Below are 13,826 nucleotides of genomic sequence, written 5' to 3'. Positions count from 1 at the left end.
CTCATGTGCCGGTGTGCCGTGTGCCGGCCGCTCCCACCCGGGCCGGTCCCGTACGCCTCAGTGCCGGAGGTGGACGGTGAAGTGCCGCTCGGTGGCGCCCGCGGGAACGGTGTGGACGAACCCCTGGGCGGTGCTGTAGGCGCCCGAACCGCCGGTGATGCCGACGTCGACGGAGGACGGGGCGGGCAGGTGCAGCAGCGACTGCGCGGTGAACTGCCCCTCGGGAAGCGCGAAGGTGCCGATGCACTGGAGGGCGGCCGGGCTGACCTGGGTGAAGGTGCAGGCCGAGCTGTGATCGCCCACCTTCTCGCCGTCGCGGTAGAGGTCCTCGTGCACGATCCGCTGATCGCCCACGCTGATGCCCGGCTCCCCCAGATCGACCTCCCCGGAGGAGGTCTGCCTGCCGACCAGTTCGAAGGTCTTCGCGGGCGGCTTCGCGTCGGCCGACGCCGACGGTGCGAGCGCCGCACCGCCGACGACGGCCACGGCCGCTCCGGCGGCGGCCAGCAGGTAGCGCGCCCTGCGTGTCGCGGTGATGTCCGGCATGTGTGCTCTCTCTTCGTTCATGGATGTGCGTGGTCCGGCCGGAGGCGACCGGCCCGCTGGGTCAGACCGCGACGGCGTTGACGGTCACGGGGATGTTGCCGCGGGTGGCCTTGGAGTAGGGGCACAGCTGGTGCGCGGCACGGGCGAGTTCGTCAGCCGTCGCCTGGTCGACGCCGCCGAGTTCCAGGTTGAGCACGGCGGCCAGGGAGTACCCGCCGTCCTCGTGCAGCAGGGTGATCTCGGTGGTGATCGCGGTGCCGGCCAGCCGGACCTTGCGGTCGGCGGCGGCGCGGCGCACGGCGCCGAGGAAGCACGCCCCCCACCCGGCGGCGAAGAGCTGCTCGGGGTTGGTCGCGGTGCCGGCGCCGCCGAGTTCCTTGGGGAGGGAGAGGTCGGTCTCCAGCAGGCCGTCGTCGGAGCGGACCCGGCCGCCGTTGCGGCCTTCGCCGGTGACACCGACCGTCGCGGTGTAGGTGGTGGTCATCACTGTTCCTTCGGGAAATCGGTTCTGGGAATCGGTTCTGGGAATTGGTTGGGGGACATTGGTTGGGGGTCTGCGGCAGCGGGCCGACCGCCCCGGGGCGGGGCGGGGTCAGGCGGTGGCGGACGCGCGCCGCCGTTCCAGGAGGGCACGCGGGACGAGCAGCAGCCCGGCGAGGACGGCCCACAGGGCCAGCGTCACGACGGGTCCCACCGCGTGCGCGCCGTGGAAGTAGCTGAGGTCGGCGATGGCACGGACGGCGGCGCCGGGGGGCAGCAGCGCGGAGACGGCCCGGGCCGCGGCGGGCAGCAGGTCCGCCCCGATGGTGGCGCCGCTGGTGGCGTTGCCGACCGTGAGGAGCAGGAGGGTGGCGACCGGGAGCCCGACGGGGCCGAGGTAGGTGCCGAGCAGTTTGGTGGTGAAGGCGGCCGCCGCCGCCAGCAGGGCCAGGGTGGCGATCAACGGGACGACCGGTGCCGGAACCGCTCCGAGGACCGGCCCCGCGATGATCGCGGCCACGGTGCCGATGGCCGCGGAGGCGCCGGTCAGCAGCCAGAACCGGTGGCGCAGGCGCAGGAGTCCGGTCAGGCCGACGGCGTTCGAGCCCAGTACGAAGCCCGCCAGGGTGACGCCGAAGGCCAGGTAGAAGCCGGCCAGCCCGCGGGCGTCGTAGTGGGCCAGTGGCCGGACGTCCTCGGTGGCAAGGCGCAGGCCCGCGCCCTGGGCGTAGGCGCCGACGAGGGACTTCACGGCGGCTGTGGTGGACGTGCCGTTGGCTCCCGCCACCTCCAGGCGCAGCCGGCCCGGACCGTCGGTGCTGAGCGCGGCGGCGACGTCGTGGTGCTCCAGGGCCCGGTGGGCCGCGCCGGCGTCGGCGGCGGGGCGCACCCCGACGCTGTCGCCGAGCGCCCGGTGTATCCCGCCCGCCAGGTCGGTACCGGCGACGGCGAGGGGGACGTGGTGCGGCTGCGGGTCGCGCTGGAGCCCCACGTAGCAGCTGACGAAGGCCGCCACGACGATCAGGGCGATGAGGGCCGGTTGCAGCCAGACCCTCACCGGCGGCCGGCGGTGGACGGCGGTGCGAGTGCCCGGGGCGGGCTCGGCCGCCGCGGAGCGTGTCTGCCGGTGCTCGGGCGCGGATCCGACGGGGGTTTCCATGGTGTGGCTTTCTGACGGTGGGGCGTGGAGTGCGCGGGGGTGTCGCGGGGGTGTCTGCGGGGCCGCGCAGGGTGCGACGTGATTTACGAGCATATGCTCCTATTTGGCTGAGGGCAAGGACGGAACCCCTGCCATGGGCCCGCGCGTTCTGGACCGACCGCGTAAGCCCGCCTACTCGGCCGCCTACTCGGCCGCCTGCTTGGTCGTGCCCCACAGCTGACCGGCGGGCACGTGGGACGGGTTGCCCATGAGCCTGGCGACCCGGATCTGCCCGGGCACACAGGCCCGGTGATCACGCTCGCCGGAGCCGCCGTGGCGCGGGGAGGCGTGGGTGAAGGTCATCGCGTACGGGTGCGCGAAGTCCGTGGTCGAGCCGTTGACCAGGGGGAAGTGCCCCTGGGAGGCGGTCGCGGGCGAATCCGCGGTGTCGATGATCCAGACGGTCCTGCTGGAAGTCCCGCACTTCTGCAGGGTGAGGCCCTCGTCCTGGTACGCGGTGACGGCCAGGCCCGCGCACAGGCCGGTGGGCTCGCCGTGCGGCGCGTACTCGACCTCCACCGCACGCAGAGTGCCGTAGTGCCGGTTCACCTCCGCGGACAGCAGGCCGTCCTTGTGGAAGTCGGAGACCAGTCCCGCTCGGTGGCCGACGATGTCCCCGGCCGGGTCGGTGGTGCTGACGGGGCGCATGACGGTGGGCCGGCCGGCCTCCGCCACTCCTCGGTGCACGGTCTCCACCAGACGGGGGTGCGTGGCCGTGCCGTACCGCGCGCTGTAGACCTGGATGCAGCGGTCGCCGCACCCGGCGGTGGCCGCGTCGGCGGCCACCGTTCCCGCTGTCGCGAGGCCACCGGCCGCGGTCAGTGCCGCCACGGCCGGGAGCAGCTTGCTCCGGAGTGTCATGAAGGATTCCTGAGGTCTCAGTGCGGGTGCGGGTGCGGGTGGGAGTGGTCGTCGGAGGGGTCGTGGTCGTGGCCGGCGGGGCGCTGGGCCAGGGTCTCGGCGCGGGCGGTGACCTCCTCCGGCGTCACGGCGCACAGGCCGGCGACGACGTCCTCCAGGGCGGCGAGCCAGAGCCGGTAGTACGCGTAGGGTTCGTCCGGGGCCGCCGTGGACTCCCAGGCCCTGATCCGGGCGACCAGCGCGGCCTGGAACTCGGGCCAGGTGAACGCGCCGGCCTCGTACAGGCTGACGGCCATGCCGAAGGCGCGGCTCTCCCACGGCTCGGCGAACACCAGCTCGCCGTTGGAGCGCGGCGGTGCGGCCGGTCCCTCGATCTCCAGGGGCGCGCTCACGGTGCCGCCACCTTCGCCACGCCGACCATCGCGTCCCGCGTCACCAGAGGCACGAGTTCCTCCTCGGACAGGTGCTCGGTTCCGGCCGGACGCTCCGGCAGCACGAGCCAGCGCACCTCGGCGGTGGAGTCGTGGACGGTGATGCGGACGTCGTCGTCGAGGTCGAGCCCCATCTCGGACAGCACGGTGCGCGGCTCCCGGACCACGCGGGAGCGGTAGGCGGGGTCCTTGTACCAGCTCGGCGGCAGGCCCAGCACCGGCCACGGGTAGCACGAGCACAGCGTGCAGACCACGACGTGGTGGGTGGTCGCCGTGTTCTCCACCACGACGATGTGCTCGCCCTGCGCGCCGGAGAAGCCGAGCTCCTTGATGGCCGCCGTGCCGTCCTCCAGCAGCCGGCGCCGGTACTCCGGGTCCGTCCACGCCTTGGCGACGACCTTCGCGCCGTTGAGCGGACCCACGTTGGTCTCGTACGTGGTGATGATCCCGTCCATCGTCCTGGGGTCGATCAGTCCGCGCTCGGTGAGCAGCTGCTCCAGTGCTTCCGTGCGCAGGGAGGGGGGAAGGCGGTCGCCCGTCCCGCTGGTGGTGGTCATGAGGTCTTCTCCAGGTAGCTCTCGTACATCTCGACGGTGAGTGCGAAGGGTGCGGCGTCGGCGCCCCACAGCTCGCGGGAGTCGAACCGCACCGAGTAGACGTGCTGCGGGTTCTCGCCCAGGAAGTGCGCGTTGGTGTCCGGCAGCACGGAGGCGGGCTGGACGCGCTCGACGACACCGGTGTGCCCGCGCACGTAGGCCGGCAGCCGCGTGTGTCCGGGCACCGGCTCGCCCTTGGTCCGCACGCGCTCTCCGGCGGTGAAGGCCGGGGCCGTGTCCACGGAGCGCAGCGAGCCGGCGCCGAGCGGTGCGGCGGTCGGCGCGTAGTCGGGTCGCGGGGCCGGGACGGGTGGCTCTTCGACGTGCTCGCCCCGCAGATTGCGGGCGCGGGCGTCGATCGCGCCCGGTGCCAGGGTGGCGCTTTCGGTGAGCATCAGCTCGGCGCCGTTGAGCCAGCGCCCGAAGTAGCCGTCGTCCAGGTAGGCGGCCCGGTCCAGGCGCTCCAGGGCGTGCCGGAAGGCGTCCGCGTTGTAGCCGCCGCAGGCGATGCGGCTGGAGAGGAGCGCCAGCGCGAACGCCCGGCCCTGCCAGCGTTGCGCGAAGACGGGTTCGTCGGCCCTCGGCGGGCTGAGGGCGCCCCATCCCGGGGTGCCCCCCATGTCGGCAATACCGTCCATGACTGACCTTTCGTAAAAACGGCTTTCCAGGGGATATGTGTATCCAAGGGACATGGTCGATCAGATCCGGGCGGGTGGCTCGACCGGCGCCGTGCGGGCTCCTGCGGCCCCGCTGCGGGGTGCCCTCCGCGAGGAGCGGCGGGCGGCCCGCTCGCCCAGCAGCCCGAACGCCGTACCGAGCGTCGCCCAGAGCAGCAGCGCGGTGGCGACCGACCAGAGCCTGAAGTCCCACAGCAGTGCGGCCGGGACGTCCAGGGCGTCCGGATTGTCCGGCAGGGTGAACAGTGCCGCCGTCGCCGCGCCGAGGACCCCCGCGACACAGAGCTGCCGGGCCGGTGCGCCGTGCCCGAGGCGGGCAAGACGGCCGTGCAGGGCCCAGGCCAGGGCCACGCCGATCAGGCCGATGGCGATCGCCCCGAGCCAGGCCTGCGTGCGCGGGCCGACCGTGCCGGGGTCGCCGACTCCGGGCGGGTTCGACGGGTAGCGCACGAACGGCAGCAGCCACAGGCCGGTGAACCCCGCGGCGGCCAGCCACGTCGCCCGCGGCCAGGCCTCGGTGCCGGGGTCGCGCCGGTGCAGCAGCAGATGGGCGACGGCGAGGAGCAGGCCCAGGGCCAGGCCGGTGACGGCCGTCGCCACCAGCAGCCCGGCGTGCTGGATGGCCCGGGAGAAGACCTCCGCGTGATGACCGGCGTGGTCGGAGTGCTCGGCGGCCTCGCGGGCCGTCTCCCCGCGCACGGCGCGGTCCATCAGCGGCTCGACGAGGAGCCAGGAGAATCCTCCGCTGAGCAGGCCGGCCGCGCTCCCCGCGACCGCGCCGCGGCCCAGCAGCCTCATGACGGGACTCATGTGCGGTACCTCATCAGTGGCAGGGGGCGCCGAGCAGGTGCCGGCCGTCGTGGGCGAACTCGTGCAGGTAGTTCGCGCTGGTGGCGACCTTGCCGAGGACGGGGGACAGCAGGTGTCCCTGGTCCAGGAAGACGGCGTACAGCGCGAGCAGGGCGAGAGCGACGGCGGCGGTGACGACGGCGCCGTCGCGCAGCGGACGCGCCGCCACCGCGAGGCTGCCACCGGCTGCGGACAGGGGCGGATACGACATGGGGGGCTCCTTGGGGCGTGAGGGCAGCGCTGGGGGAGGCGGACCGGCCTCGGGCCGGGGCGGTCGAGGTCTGCGGACCACAGTACGAGCATATGCTCCTAATGGGAAGGCGCGCACCGCTTCCCGGTTCCGGAAAACCGCCCCCCGCTCTGGTAACAGCTGTTACCATCCAGGGATGGCGAAGACACAGCTGGGCGCGCGCGTCGACGAGGAGATCGCGGAACTGGCCCGGGCCCGGGCCAAGGACCGCGGCCTGAGCGTCGGCGACTACATCGCCTCCCTGGTACGGGACGACACCGGCGGACTGCGGCAGCGCGGCATGGACGCCGCCCGGCGCTTCCTCGACGAGCACCAGGCCGTCTTCGACGCGGCCGAGGAGGCGGACCGGGGCACCCCGGGCGCCCACGCGGCGTGATGGAGCTGTACATCGACGTCCCGTGGATCCTCGAGGTCGCGGAGCTGGCCGGCGCGCGGGACCCGGCCCCCGAGGACTACGGCGTGCCGGTGGCCGCCGTCGCCTGCCACCGCGCGGAACTGCTGGAACGACCCGTCTACGACGGCCCCTACGCCCGGGCCGCCGCACTCGTGCACGTCCTGGGCCGCTGCCGCTGGCTGGAGCGCTCCAACATGGCCGTCGCCGCTGCCACGGGCGTGATGTACCTCGAAGCCTCCGGCATCCCGGTCAAGCCCACCCGTGACGACGCCGTGGCCCTGCGCGACCTCCTGCGGGACCCCCTGTGCACCGCACCGGCGATCGCCGCCCTGCTGCGCACCTGGCCCCGGACGACCTGACCGCCCGTCCGGAATCAGGACCAGATGGCCTGCGCGACGGCGGTGCCCATGAACGCGGCGCCGAGGCCGGTGACCACGCTGGCGACCACGTTGGCCGCGGCGAAGAACCGGGCGCCGGCCTCGGCCAGCCGCAGCGTCTCGTAGGAGAAGGTCGAGTACGTGGTCAGGGCGCCGCAGAACCCGGTGCCGAGCAGCAGTTGCACCGAGTGGGAGGCGGCGCCGTAGGTGACGGCGCCGGACAGCAGCCCCAGGATCAGGCAGCCGGTCACGTTGACGACGAAGGTGCCCCAGGGGAAGACGGTGCCGTGCCGGGCCTGTACGGCGCGGTCGGTCAGGTACCGCAGCGGCGCCCCGACCGCGGCGCCGGCGATGACGAGGAGCCAGTTCACTGCGCCTGCTTCTCCCTCTCACGTCCCACGTAGCGGATGACCTCGCACTCGTCGAGGACCACCAGCCCCTTCGTGACCAGGTCGTCCAGTTGGGGCAGGAAGGCGCGCACCCGGGCCGCGTCGTCCACGATGACGATCGCCACGGGCAGGTCCTCGCTGAGCGACAGCAGTCGGCTGGTGTGGATCAAGGAGGAGGCGCCGTACCCCTCGATGCCCTTGAACGCGCTCGCGCCGGCCAGCCCGGCCTCGTGGGCGCGCTGGATGATCTCGCCGTACAGCGGCTTGTGACGGAAGGTGTCGCCCTCGCCGACGAAAACGGTCAGACGGAGCGCGGAACCGTGCAGCCTGGTCACTTCGTCCTCCTCGTCCGCCACGCGATCAGACGGCGGGTCGCCGCCGCCGCGAGCCACACGGCCGCCAGCGCGGCGACCAGGGTGGCGGCCAGGTAGGCCAGGCCGGTGCGGGCGTGACCGCTCTGCACCAGCTGCTGGATGTCGACACTGTAGGTGGAGAAGGTCGTGAATCCGCCCAGGACGCCGGTGCCGAAGAAGGGGCGTACCAGCCGGTGCGCGGCCCACACCTCCGTGATGACGACCATGAAGACACCGATCACCGCACAGCCCGACGCGTTCACCAGGAGGATGGTCCAGGGGAAGGCGTCGGCGGCGGTCGGCCACAGCAGGGAGGCGCCGTAACGGGCCGTGGCCCCCAGCGCGCCGCCGGCCGCGACGACCGCAATCACGGGCGCCTGCCCGTCGACGATTCTCCGGCGCCACGTGGGAGCCGACGGATCGACGCCGGGAACGGCGGGCTCCGTGATCCGGTCGCGTGGAGCTGTCATGGATGCGTGTCTCCTACTCGCGCAGCCGCCCGGCATGCGGGGGCGTGCGGTCACAAGCAGGGACTGTCGGCGGCGTCGGTGCCGCGGTTTCCGGTACGGCGAGTCCCACCGCCGCGCGAGCGCCTGGTCCGGGCTGCCGCTGCTGACCAGGGTAACCGAGGGGTAATCGAGGGATCAGCAGAGACCGAGCGCCGCCCGCAGGTTGTGCTCGGCGATGCCCGCCATCGCCGCCCGGTCGGGAAAGTCCCCGTCGAGCAGCCGCAGCGGCCCCGCCGTCAGCGAGAGCCGCTGCGCCAGCAGGTAGAGCGCGAGCCGGTCCTCGTCCAGGCCGGCCACCGCCAGCGGCCCGTACCCCTCGCCCAGGCGGATCCGCAGGAAGACGTGCTCCCATTCGACGTCGAAGTACAGGGTGCCCTCGATGTCGATCACGACGGGACGGCCGTCCGCGTCGACCAGGACGTGGTCGGGTCCCAGCTCGCCGTGGACGACCGCGTACTCCTCACGGGGCCGCACCGCGCCCGCCAGATCCCGCAGCCGCTCCTCCAGCCGGGCGCGGGCCGCGGCGATCCGCGGATCACGCGAGGCGGCCTCCGCCAGGTCCCGCAGGGCCCGGGCGAGAACGACCCCCTCGCACGACGTCCCGCGTGACGTCCCCCCGCCGTCGATCACGGCCACCTTGCCGTAGCGGGGGGCCCGGTGACGGCGCATCGCCTCCAGTGCCTCCCCGAGCCGGTCCACGACCGGGGCGGCGGCGAGGGGATCGCGCGCGAGCAGGTCCTCCAGGTTCTCCCCCCGGACGTCCTCCACGACCGCGACATCGGACGGGCCGCGGACGCCGGCCCGCTCGACCAGGCGGATCGCGGGAACCCGCACGCCCAGCCCGTCCAGCCGCGCGTGCGCGGCCTCGAACACGTCCAGGCCGAGACCGGGCGAGAACGGGTCGGTGAGGTCGTCGTCGCCGGGGGTTGCCGGCCAGTGGTTCTCGTCGTCGTCCCACACGTACGCGACCGCCGTCGACGCGTCGTCCATCACCAGCCGGTACACGCCCTTCTTTCTGCCGCCCGCGAGCCGCTCGACCCCCGCCAGCCGCCGTCCGCCCCCCAGCGCGGCCCGAGCCGCACCCGCCAACCGCTCCCGCGTCACTGCCCCGGATGCCATGTCCCCGCCCGCCCCTCCGCCGCGCCGACCCGGGCACCCTACGGGAGCGTCGAGCGGGGGGCGACTCGATATCGGTGGGGCGACTCGACCTCGGGGGGCGACTCGGCACCTCTTCCGGCGGGCCACCCCGGGACCCCACCCGAACGCGCAGCGGTGCCTCAGGGCGTGAGCAGCCGGTCCTGTTCCACCGGGGGTGTGCCGCCGTACCAGGGCAAGGGCTCGCCGAAGCGGACCAGCTCGCCGTACAGGGCGGGATCGACATGCTCGGCGAGCACCAGGTCGAGTACGGCTTCGGCGGCCCGGGCCGGTGACTGGGCCCCGCTGTAGTCGCTGAACCAGGGGCGGGAGGTCGCGGTGTCGACCATGCCGGGGCACACGGCCGCGATCAGCGTGCCCGTCGCGAGGTCCTGTTCCCGGCGTTCGGCGGCGACCGCGCGGACGGCGGCGACCTGCGCCACCTTCGACGGGACGTTCAGCCACAGCGGCCACCCCGCCTCCCGCGCGGTCCCGTGGTGGACAGCGGTGCGCCATGACTCGACGGCGTCCTCGACCTGGTCGAGGCTCGCGCCGTCGAAGAGGTGGTGCAGCCGGGGGTCGAGGTGGCCGAGGGTGCCCAGGCTGCTGGCCACGACGAGCAGCCGGCCGCCCGGGCGCAGCACGGGACCGAAGGAGCGCAGGACGGCGTGGGTTGCGGTGTTCGAGACGTCGATGAACTCGTCGGCCCGCGCGGCCTGTGACTCGCCGGGCAGCACGCGCGCCACCGCGTTGGAGACGACGACGTCGACGCCTCCGTGCCGGGCGCGGAGATCCTCGGCGAGGCGGGCGATGGCGTCGGTGTCGGTGACGTCCAGGACCCGGCCCTCGACCCGGGCGCGGCTGCCGGGCAGCCGCCCGGCCTCGCGGGCGGCGTCCGCCACCCGCCGCGGGTCGCGGCCGGTGAGCAGGACCAGGTCGGCCGGGCGCATGCGGGCCGCCAGTCCCTCCACGAGGGCGCGGCCCAGTCCCTGGTTGGCGCCCGTCACGAGGGCGATGCGCGAAGCGTTCATGGACACCACGCTAGGAACGCCGTATCCATGAGTCCAACGACATCGAGGCACAGCTAGCATGCGGAATCGTCATGGACTTCACGGATGTGTCACTCACCGCGCTGCGCGTCTTCCGCGCCGTCGCCGAGCAGGGAACCTTCACCGCGGCCGCCGCCTCGCTCGGCTACACCCAGTCCGCGGTGTCACGGCAGATCGCCGCGCTCGAACGGGCCGCGGGCGCCGGGCTGCTGGAACGGCGCCGCGACGGCGTACGGCTCACCGCGGCCGGCCGTGTCGTCATGCGCCGGGCGACGGTCGTACTGGACGAGATCGACGCGACCGCCAGGGAACTGTCGGGCCTGCCCGGACAGGCCGGGACGGTCCGCCTGGGCTGGTTCCCGAGCGCCGGAGCCGTCCTGCTGCCGCGCGCCCTGACGGCACTGCGCCGCACCGACCCCGGCCTCCGGGTCGTCGGCCGGGAGGGCAGCACACCCGCGCTGGTGCGCGCCCTGCGGGCCGGCAGCCTCGACCTGGCCCTGCTCGCGTCCGCGCCGCCGTTCCGGCCGCCGGACGCCGAGTCGCCCCCGCTCGTCGTGCGCACCCTCACCGAACGCGCGCTGTGTCTGGCCGTGCCCACGGGCCATCCACTGGCGCGCGGTGACTTCGTCGACGTGGCCGACCTGCGCGGCCGGCGCTGGATCGCGGGGCCCTCCTCGGGCGAGGACCAGCTGATGGGGGTGTGGCCGGGCCTGGACGAGCGGCCGGAGATCGCGCACACCGCGCGCGACTGGCTCGCCAAGCTTCACCTCGTCGCCGCCGGCTGCGGGCTGACCACCGTGCCGGCCGCCCTCGCCGCCGCCGCGCCACCCGGTGTGCGCGTCCTGCCGGTCCGCGGCGGGCCCCAGGAACAGCGGCGGGTGCTCCTGGCCCGACTGCCCCAGCCGCCGACGGACCCGGTCACCCGCGTGGCAGCGGCCCTCCGCGCGGCGGCCCTCGACGTGGAGGCACCCGCACCGCCGACCTCGCCGTCGCCGTCGTCGTCGCCGTGAGGACGGCGCGGGCGGTGGCCTCGTCGGCCCGGCCGCGCCCGGCGCCCACCGCGGGAGCGACAGGTGCCGGCGGCCAGGGGCAGCGAACGGGATCCGCGACCGATTTACGCCTCGCAGATCCTCAAACCGCAGGTCAGCGGCGTGACCCGGTTTTTCCTGCCCGGATCTGTGCCAACGGCCACAGCGAAGGGGAGCCCCGTGGGCTCATACTGAGGCATGACACAGCCTGCTGCGCCGAAGCGTCACCTGCCCACCAGCCCCTTCAAGGCCCCCGTCCCGCGGGCTCCCAAGCACTTCGCCGTGGGCGACCAGGTCACGCACGACGTGCACGGCCTCGGGCGGGTCATCGGCATCGAGGACGGAATCGCGGCGCTCGTGGACTTCGGCCCGCAACAACTGCGGATCCTGAGCCCCTACGCCAAGATGACCAAGCTGTAGGACCGCCGGGCCCGGTCACCGGCCCGAGGCGCGCTCCCGCGCGTCGCCGGGCGGCGGCTCGGGGACGACGTGACCCCGCGCCTGGCCGGACCTGAGCGGCCGACTGCCGCGCGACGACGGCGCGTTCGCCTTGGCCGGCCATCCGCCGGGGGCGGCGCGCCGTCGGCTCCTACTCCGGTTCCCAGGCCTCGAGCAGGTCGAACAGGTGCCGGTCGCCTTCGAGCTTCAGGGAGTCCACCGGAACACGGCCGTACAGGGTGAGGAGCAGCTCGTAGGCCGTGCCCCGGGCGGAGGCGTCGACCGCGTCCGGGTCCTCGCCGGCAGCGGTGACGGGGATCCGGGTGACCCGTGCGCCGTCGGCGGACAGCGACTGGCGCCAGGAGCGGCCCTCGGTCGCGTGGTAGTCGACGGTGGCGGGCCTGTGCGGCCAGGGGCCCGTCGTCGTGCAGCAGGTGGACAGGAACTCGTCGACACCGTCGAGTGCCACGTCGTCCGGCAGCGGCTGCGGGGCTCCGACGGTGATCTGGGCGTCGTAGGTGTGCAGCGCGATCTCGTAGAGCTGGTGCCGGGCGACGGCACCGCAGGTCTGCGGCGACTGCGAGGTGGCCCACCACGTCCAGCACCCGCGATCCGGCCCGGCCTCCCGCAGCGCGTCCTGGAGCTGCTGCGTCGACGCGGACCACCAGGCCAGCAGCGCCTCCCGCTCCCGGGGCGCCGGCTCGGCGTCCCGCGGTGCGCACTTGCCCGGGGCGGCAGGTCCCGCGGCGATGGTGGCGGCCCAGGAGCGGCGCCCCTCGCCCATGTGCCGCACCAGGTCGAACAGGGTCCACTCGGGGCAGGTCGGCACCTGCGCGTCGAGGTTGGGCGCGGCGGCGACCGCGGCACGGAACGCGGTCGACCGCTCGTCGATGAGCCGCAGCAGCTCGGGGAACTCGAAAGTGTTTTCCACCCCGGGTGTCTACCACCGCGCCCGGCAACGCGAAAGCGAATTTCGCACCGGGCGCCGGAACGTCCGGGGCGCGCCGCAGCCGGCCGCCGAAGCGGGGGGAGCACGGTCGCTTCCGAGCGGCCCGGTACGCCCCCCACGGCACACGCCCACCGCCCCACCGGACCGCGGCCCGAGTCCCGGCGCATCCCGAGCCGTGTCGATCAGCCGCGGGCCAGGCCCAGTTCTCCCGCGCGCACCCCGGCCGCAAGACGGACCTCACCGCGGCCCTCGGCGACTTGTCGCTGACCGGTGGTCAGGGCGGCTGCGCAGGGGGGAAGATGGTGGCTCGATGGTGGCAGGGGCGGATGGCAGGTCCGCTCTCGACGTACCGGGCACACATCGGTACCTGTAGTCGCTAGGGGGAAAATGGACTTTGACGTCGTAACGCTTGGCGCTATCGCCGGGCTCGGTGGAATTCTCTCCACCTTGTCCCGCCTGGCTGTGGCCTGGCTGAGATCACGGCACCCCAGAAGAGCGCGCATGACCGTTGGAGGGGTGCAAGTGGACCTGGACCTCTCCAACCCCAAGGAAGCCGCGGAGTACTTGAAGCACCTCCAAGAACGGACTCCCGGGGGCTGAACCTGTGTCGACTCAAGTGACTGGCGCAGGAAGCAACGGGGCCTCGGTACTGGCCTCTCAGCCCCGTAGGGTCTTCAACGCCGACCAGATGAACGCTTCGTTCGGTGGGGCCGGAACGGGTATCGGCCTGGCCGCGTTCGCCGACAACATGGGACCCGACACCATCTGGGGCAAGCTGTTTCTCTATCTTGCCCCGGTTGTCGCCATCGCCTTCACCGTCGTGATGAGCTGGATATTCGCCAAGCTGGAGCAGCGTGAGATTCGCAATCAGAACGCCAAGGCCATCGCGACGGTCGAAGCGGAAATCAATAGCCCGGACTGCTCCCTCGCGCGAAAGCAGGAGCTCCAGGTGATACTGAAAGCGCTCCGAGACGAAAGAATCGCCTACCGACTCTGACGGCCGGCCCGGAACACCTGCTCTCAGCGTGACATCCAGGCCGCGAAGATCTCCGGGAGGCGGTGCAGGTCCTCGGCCGTGACCGTGCGCGTGACCTTCGCCGCGTACGCCTCCCTCGTCAGGAGACCCAGCGCCTCGACGAACGTGCCGTCCGCCAGGCGCCAGTCCGCCCGCAGGCCGGTCGTGTCGAGTTCCGGGTGGCGCGGGTAGGCGGGCTCCGGCCCTTAGACGTCGTTTCCTTTGGCGGTTTGGCTCGTTGTGTTGAGCATGACGAGTCTTGCCGAGCGGTTGGTGCCGGATGAGTTGTGGGAGTTGTTCCGC

At 73.3% G+C, this 13,826-nt stretch carries 21 protein-coding genes; 6 read left to right on the top strand and 15 right to left on the bottom strand.

All coding sequences use genetic code 11. The features are described from left to right. Positions 1 to 57: 57 nt before the first annotated feature. From ABZV94_RS09790 to ABZV94_RS09750, 9 genes are all read right to left on the bottom strand, one after another. Positions 58 to 546, bottom strand: a complete 489-nt coding sequence (locus ABZV94_RS09790; protein ID WP_356339078.1) for a hypothetical protein — start codon at positions 544 to 546, stop codon at positions 58 to 60. A gap of 61 nt (positions 547 to 607) precedes the next feature. After that, positions 608 to 1,030 (bottom strand): organic hydroperoxide resistance protein, encoded by a 423-nt coding sequence (locus ABZV94_RS09785; protein WP_356339076.1) that lies wholly within the window; start codon positions 1,028 to 1,030, stop codon positions 608 to 610. Between the two features lie 108 nt (positions 1,031 to 1,138). Then, a complete protein-coding gene (locus ABZV94_RS09780) occupies positions 1,139 to 2,185 on the bottom strand; it encodes a hypothetical protein (RefSeq protein WP_356339073.1) in 1,047 nt (348 codons plus the stop codon). Positions 2,186 to 2,368: 183 nt separating this feature from the next. After that, positions 2,369 to 3,085, bottom strand: a complete 717-nt coding sequence (locus ABZV94_RS09775; RefSeq protein ID WP_356339071.1) for a hypothetical protein — start codon at positions 3,083 to 3,085, stop codon at positions 2,369 to 2,371. A gap of 17 nt (positions 3,086 to 3,102) precedes the next feature. Beyond that, complete coding sequence (locus tag ABZV94_RS09770) at positions 3,103 to 3,477, bottom strand: nitrile hydratase accessory protein (protein WP_356339069.1); 375 nt, start codon at positions 3,475 to 3,477, stop codon at positions 3,103 to 3,105. Next, positions 3,474 to 4,073: a nitrile hydratase subunit alpha gene (nthA, locus tag ABZV94_RS09765; protein ID WP_356339066.1), complete on the bottom strand. Its 600-nt coding sequence runs from the start codon at positions 4,071 to 4,073 to the stop codon at positions 3,474 to 3,476. Before nthA ends, ABZV94_RS09770 begins: the two co-directional genes overlap by 4 nt. Continuing rightward, on the bottom strand, positions 4,070 to 4,750 hold the full coding sequence (nthB, locus tag ABZV94_RS09760; protein ID WP_356339064.1) for a nitrile hydratase subunit beta: 681 nt from the start codon (positions 4,748 to 4,750) through the stop codon (positions 4,070 to 4,072). Before nthB ends, nthA begins: the two co-directional genes overlap by 4 nt. Positions 4,751 to 4,810: 60 nt before the next feature. Next, complete coding sequence (locus ABZV94_RS09755) at positions 4,811 to 5,599, bottom strand: CbtA family protein (RefSeq protein ID WP_356339061.1); 789 nt, start codon at positions 5,597 to 5,599, stop codon at positions 4,811 to 4,813. A gap of 13 nt (positions 5,600 to 5,612) precedes the next feature. Then, positions 5,613 to 5,849, bottom strand: a complete 237-nt coding sequence (locus ABZV94_RS09750; RefSeq protein WP_356339059.1) for a CbtB-domain containing protein — start codon at positions 5,847 to 5,849, stop codon at positions 5,613 to 5,615. A 175-nt stretch (positions 5,850 to 6,024) separates the two neighbouring features. Here ABZV94_RS09750 and ABZV94_RS09745 point away from each other — a divergent pair, with 175 nt between their 5' ends. Together ABZV94_RS09745 and ABZV94_RS09740 are read left to right on the top strand one after the other, a co-directional pair. Next, positions 6,025 to 6,264 (top strand): hypothetical protein, encoded by a 240-nt coding sequence (locus ABZV94_RS09745; protein WP_356339057.1) that lies wholly within the window; start codon positions 6,025 to 6,027, stop codon positions 6,262 to 6,264. Next, positions 6,264 to 6,641 (top strand): fic family toxin-antitoxin system, toxin component, encoded by a 378-nt coding sequence (locus ABZV94_RS09740; protein ID WP_356339055.1) that lies wholly within the window; start codon positions 6,264 to 6,266, stop codon positions 6,639 to 6,641. Before ABZV94_RS09745 ends, ABZV94_RS09740 begins: the two co-directional genes overlap by 1 nt. A 14-nt stretch (positions 6,642 to 6,655) precedes the next feature. Here the strand turns inward: ABZV94_RS09740 and crcB (ABZV94_RS09735) are convergent, their stop codons facing one another. The 5 genes from crcB (ABZV94_RS09735) to ABZV94_RS09715 form a co-directional block, all read right to left on the bottom strand. Further along, a complete protein-coding gene (gene crcB, locus ABZV94_RS09735; protein WP_356339052.1) occupies positions 6,656 to 7,030 on the bottom strand; it encodes a fluoride efflux transporter CrcB in 375 nt (124 codons plus the stop codon). Beyond that, the gene (locus tag ABZV94_RS09730) at positions 7,027 to 7,383 is read right to left on the bottom strand and encodes a DUF190 domain-containing protein (protein WP_356339049.1); all 357 of its coding nucleotides are present in this window, start codon (positions 7,381 to 7,383) and stop codon (positions 7,027 to 7,029) included. The genes crcB (ABZV94_RS09735) and ABZV94_RS09730 overlap by 4 nt, the downstream gene beginning before the upstream one ends. Next, on the bottom strand, positions 7,380 to 7,871 hold the full coding sequence (gene crcB, locus ABZV94_RS09725; RefSeq protein WP_356339047.1) for a fluoride efflux transporter CrcB: 492 nt from the start codon (positions 7,869 to 7,871) through the stop codon (positions 7,380 to 7,382). The genes ABZV94_RS09730 and crcB (ABZV94_RS09725) overlap by 4 nt, the downstream gene beginning before the upstream one ends. Before the next feature lie 174 nt (positions 7,872 to 8,045). Further along, positions 8,046 to 9,029: a phosphotransferase gene (locus ABZV94_RS09720; protein ID WP_356339044.1), complete on the bottom strand. Its 984-nt coding sequence runs from the start codon at positions 9,027 to 9,029 to the stop codon at positions 8,046 to 8,048. 158 nt (positions 9,030 to 9,187) lie between these two features. Next, positions 9,188 to 10,075: an SDR family NAD(P)-dependent oxidoreductase gene (locus tag ABZV94_RS09715; protein WP_356339042.1), complete on the bottom strand. Its 888-nt coding sequence runs from the start codon at positions 10,073 to 10,075 to the stop codon at positions 9,188 to 9,190. Positions 10,076 to 10,146: 71 nt separating this feature from the next. On the opposite strand from ABZV94_RS09715, the gene ABZV94_RS09710 reads away from it, so the two are divergent. Together ABZV94_RS09710 and ABZV94_RS09705 are read left to right on the top strand one after the other, a co-directional pair. Further along, the gene (locus ABZV94_RS09710) at positions 10,147 to 11,103 is read left to right on the top strand and encodes a LysR family transcriptional regulator (RefSeq protein WP_356339040.1); all 957 of its coding nucleotides are present in this window, start codon (positions 10,147 to 10,149) and stop codon (positions 11,101 to 11,103) included. Between the two features lie 216 nt (positions 11,104 to 11,319). Beyond that, the gene (locus ABZV94_RS09705) at positions 11,320 to 11,541 is read left to right on the top strand and encodes a hypothetical protein (protein WP_356339038.1); all 222 of its coding nucleotides are present in this window, start codon (positions 11,320 to 11,322) and stop codon (positions 11,539 to 11,541) included. 169 nt (positions 11,542 to 11,710) lie between these two features. On the opposite strand, the gene ABZV94_RS09700 is transcribed toward ABZV94_RS09705, so the two are convergent. Beyond that, positions 11,711 to 12,490, bottom strand: coding sequence for a maleylpyruvate isomerase family mycothiol-dependent enzyme (locus ABZV94_RS09700; RefSeq protein ID WP_356339035.1), 780 nt, complete (start codon positions 12,488 to 12,490; stop codon positions 11,711 to 11,713). A 288-nt stretch (positions 12,491 to 12,778) separates the two neighbouring features. Between ABZV94_RS09700 and ABZV94_RS09695 the strand changes: the two genes are divergently transcribed. Together ABZV94_RS09695 and ABZV94_RS09690 are read left to right on the top strand one after the other, a co-directional pair. Then, a complete protein-coding gene (locus ABZV94_RS09695; protein WP_356339033.1) occupies positions 12,779 to 13,108 on the top strand; it encodes a hypothetical protein in 330 nt (109 codons plus the stop codon). Positions 13,109 to 13,196: 88 nt separating this feature from the next. Next, complete coding sequence (locus tag ABZV94_RS09690; RefSeq protein ID WP_356339031.1) at positions 13,197 to 13,505, top strand: hypothetical protein; 309 nt, start codon at positions 13,197 to 13,199, stop codon at positions 13,503 to 13,505. Positions 13,506 to 13,826 lie beyond the last annotated feature (321 nt).

It is taken from the genome of Streptomyces sp. NPDC004658, assembly GCF_040609555.1.
Lineage (GTDB): Bacteria > Actinomycetota > Actinomycetes > Streptomycetales > Streptomycetaceae > Streptomyces.
Note: the sequence above shows the minus strand (reverse complement) of the source record. Positions and strands in the feature narration are given on the sequence as shown.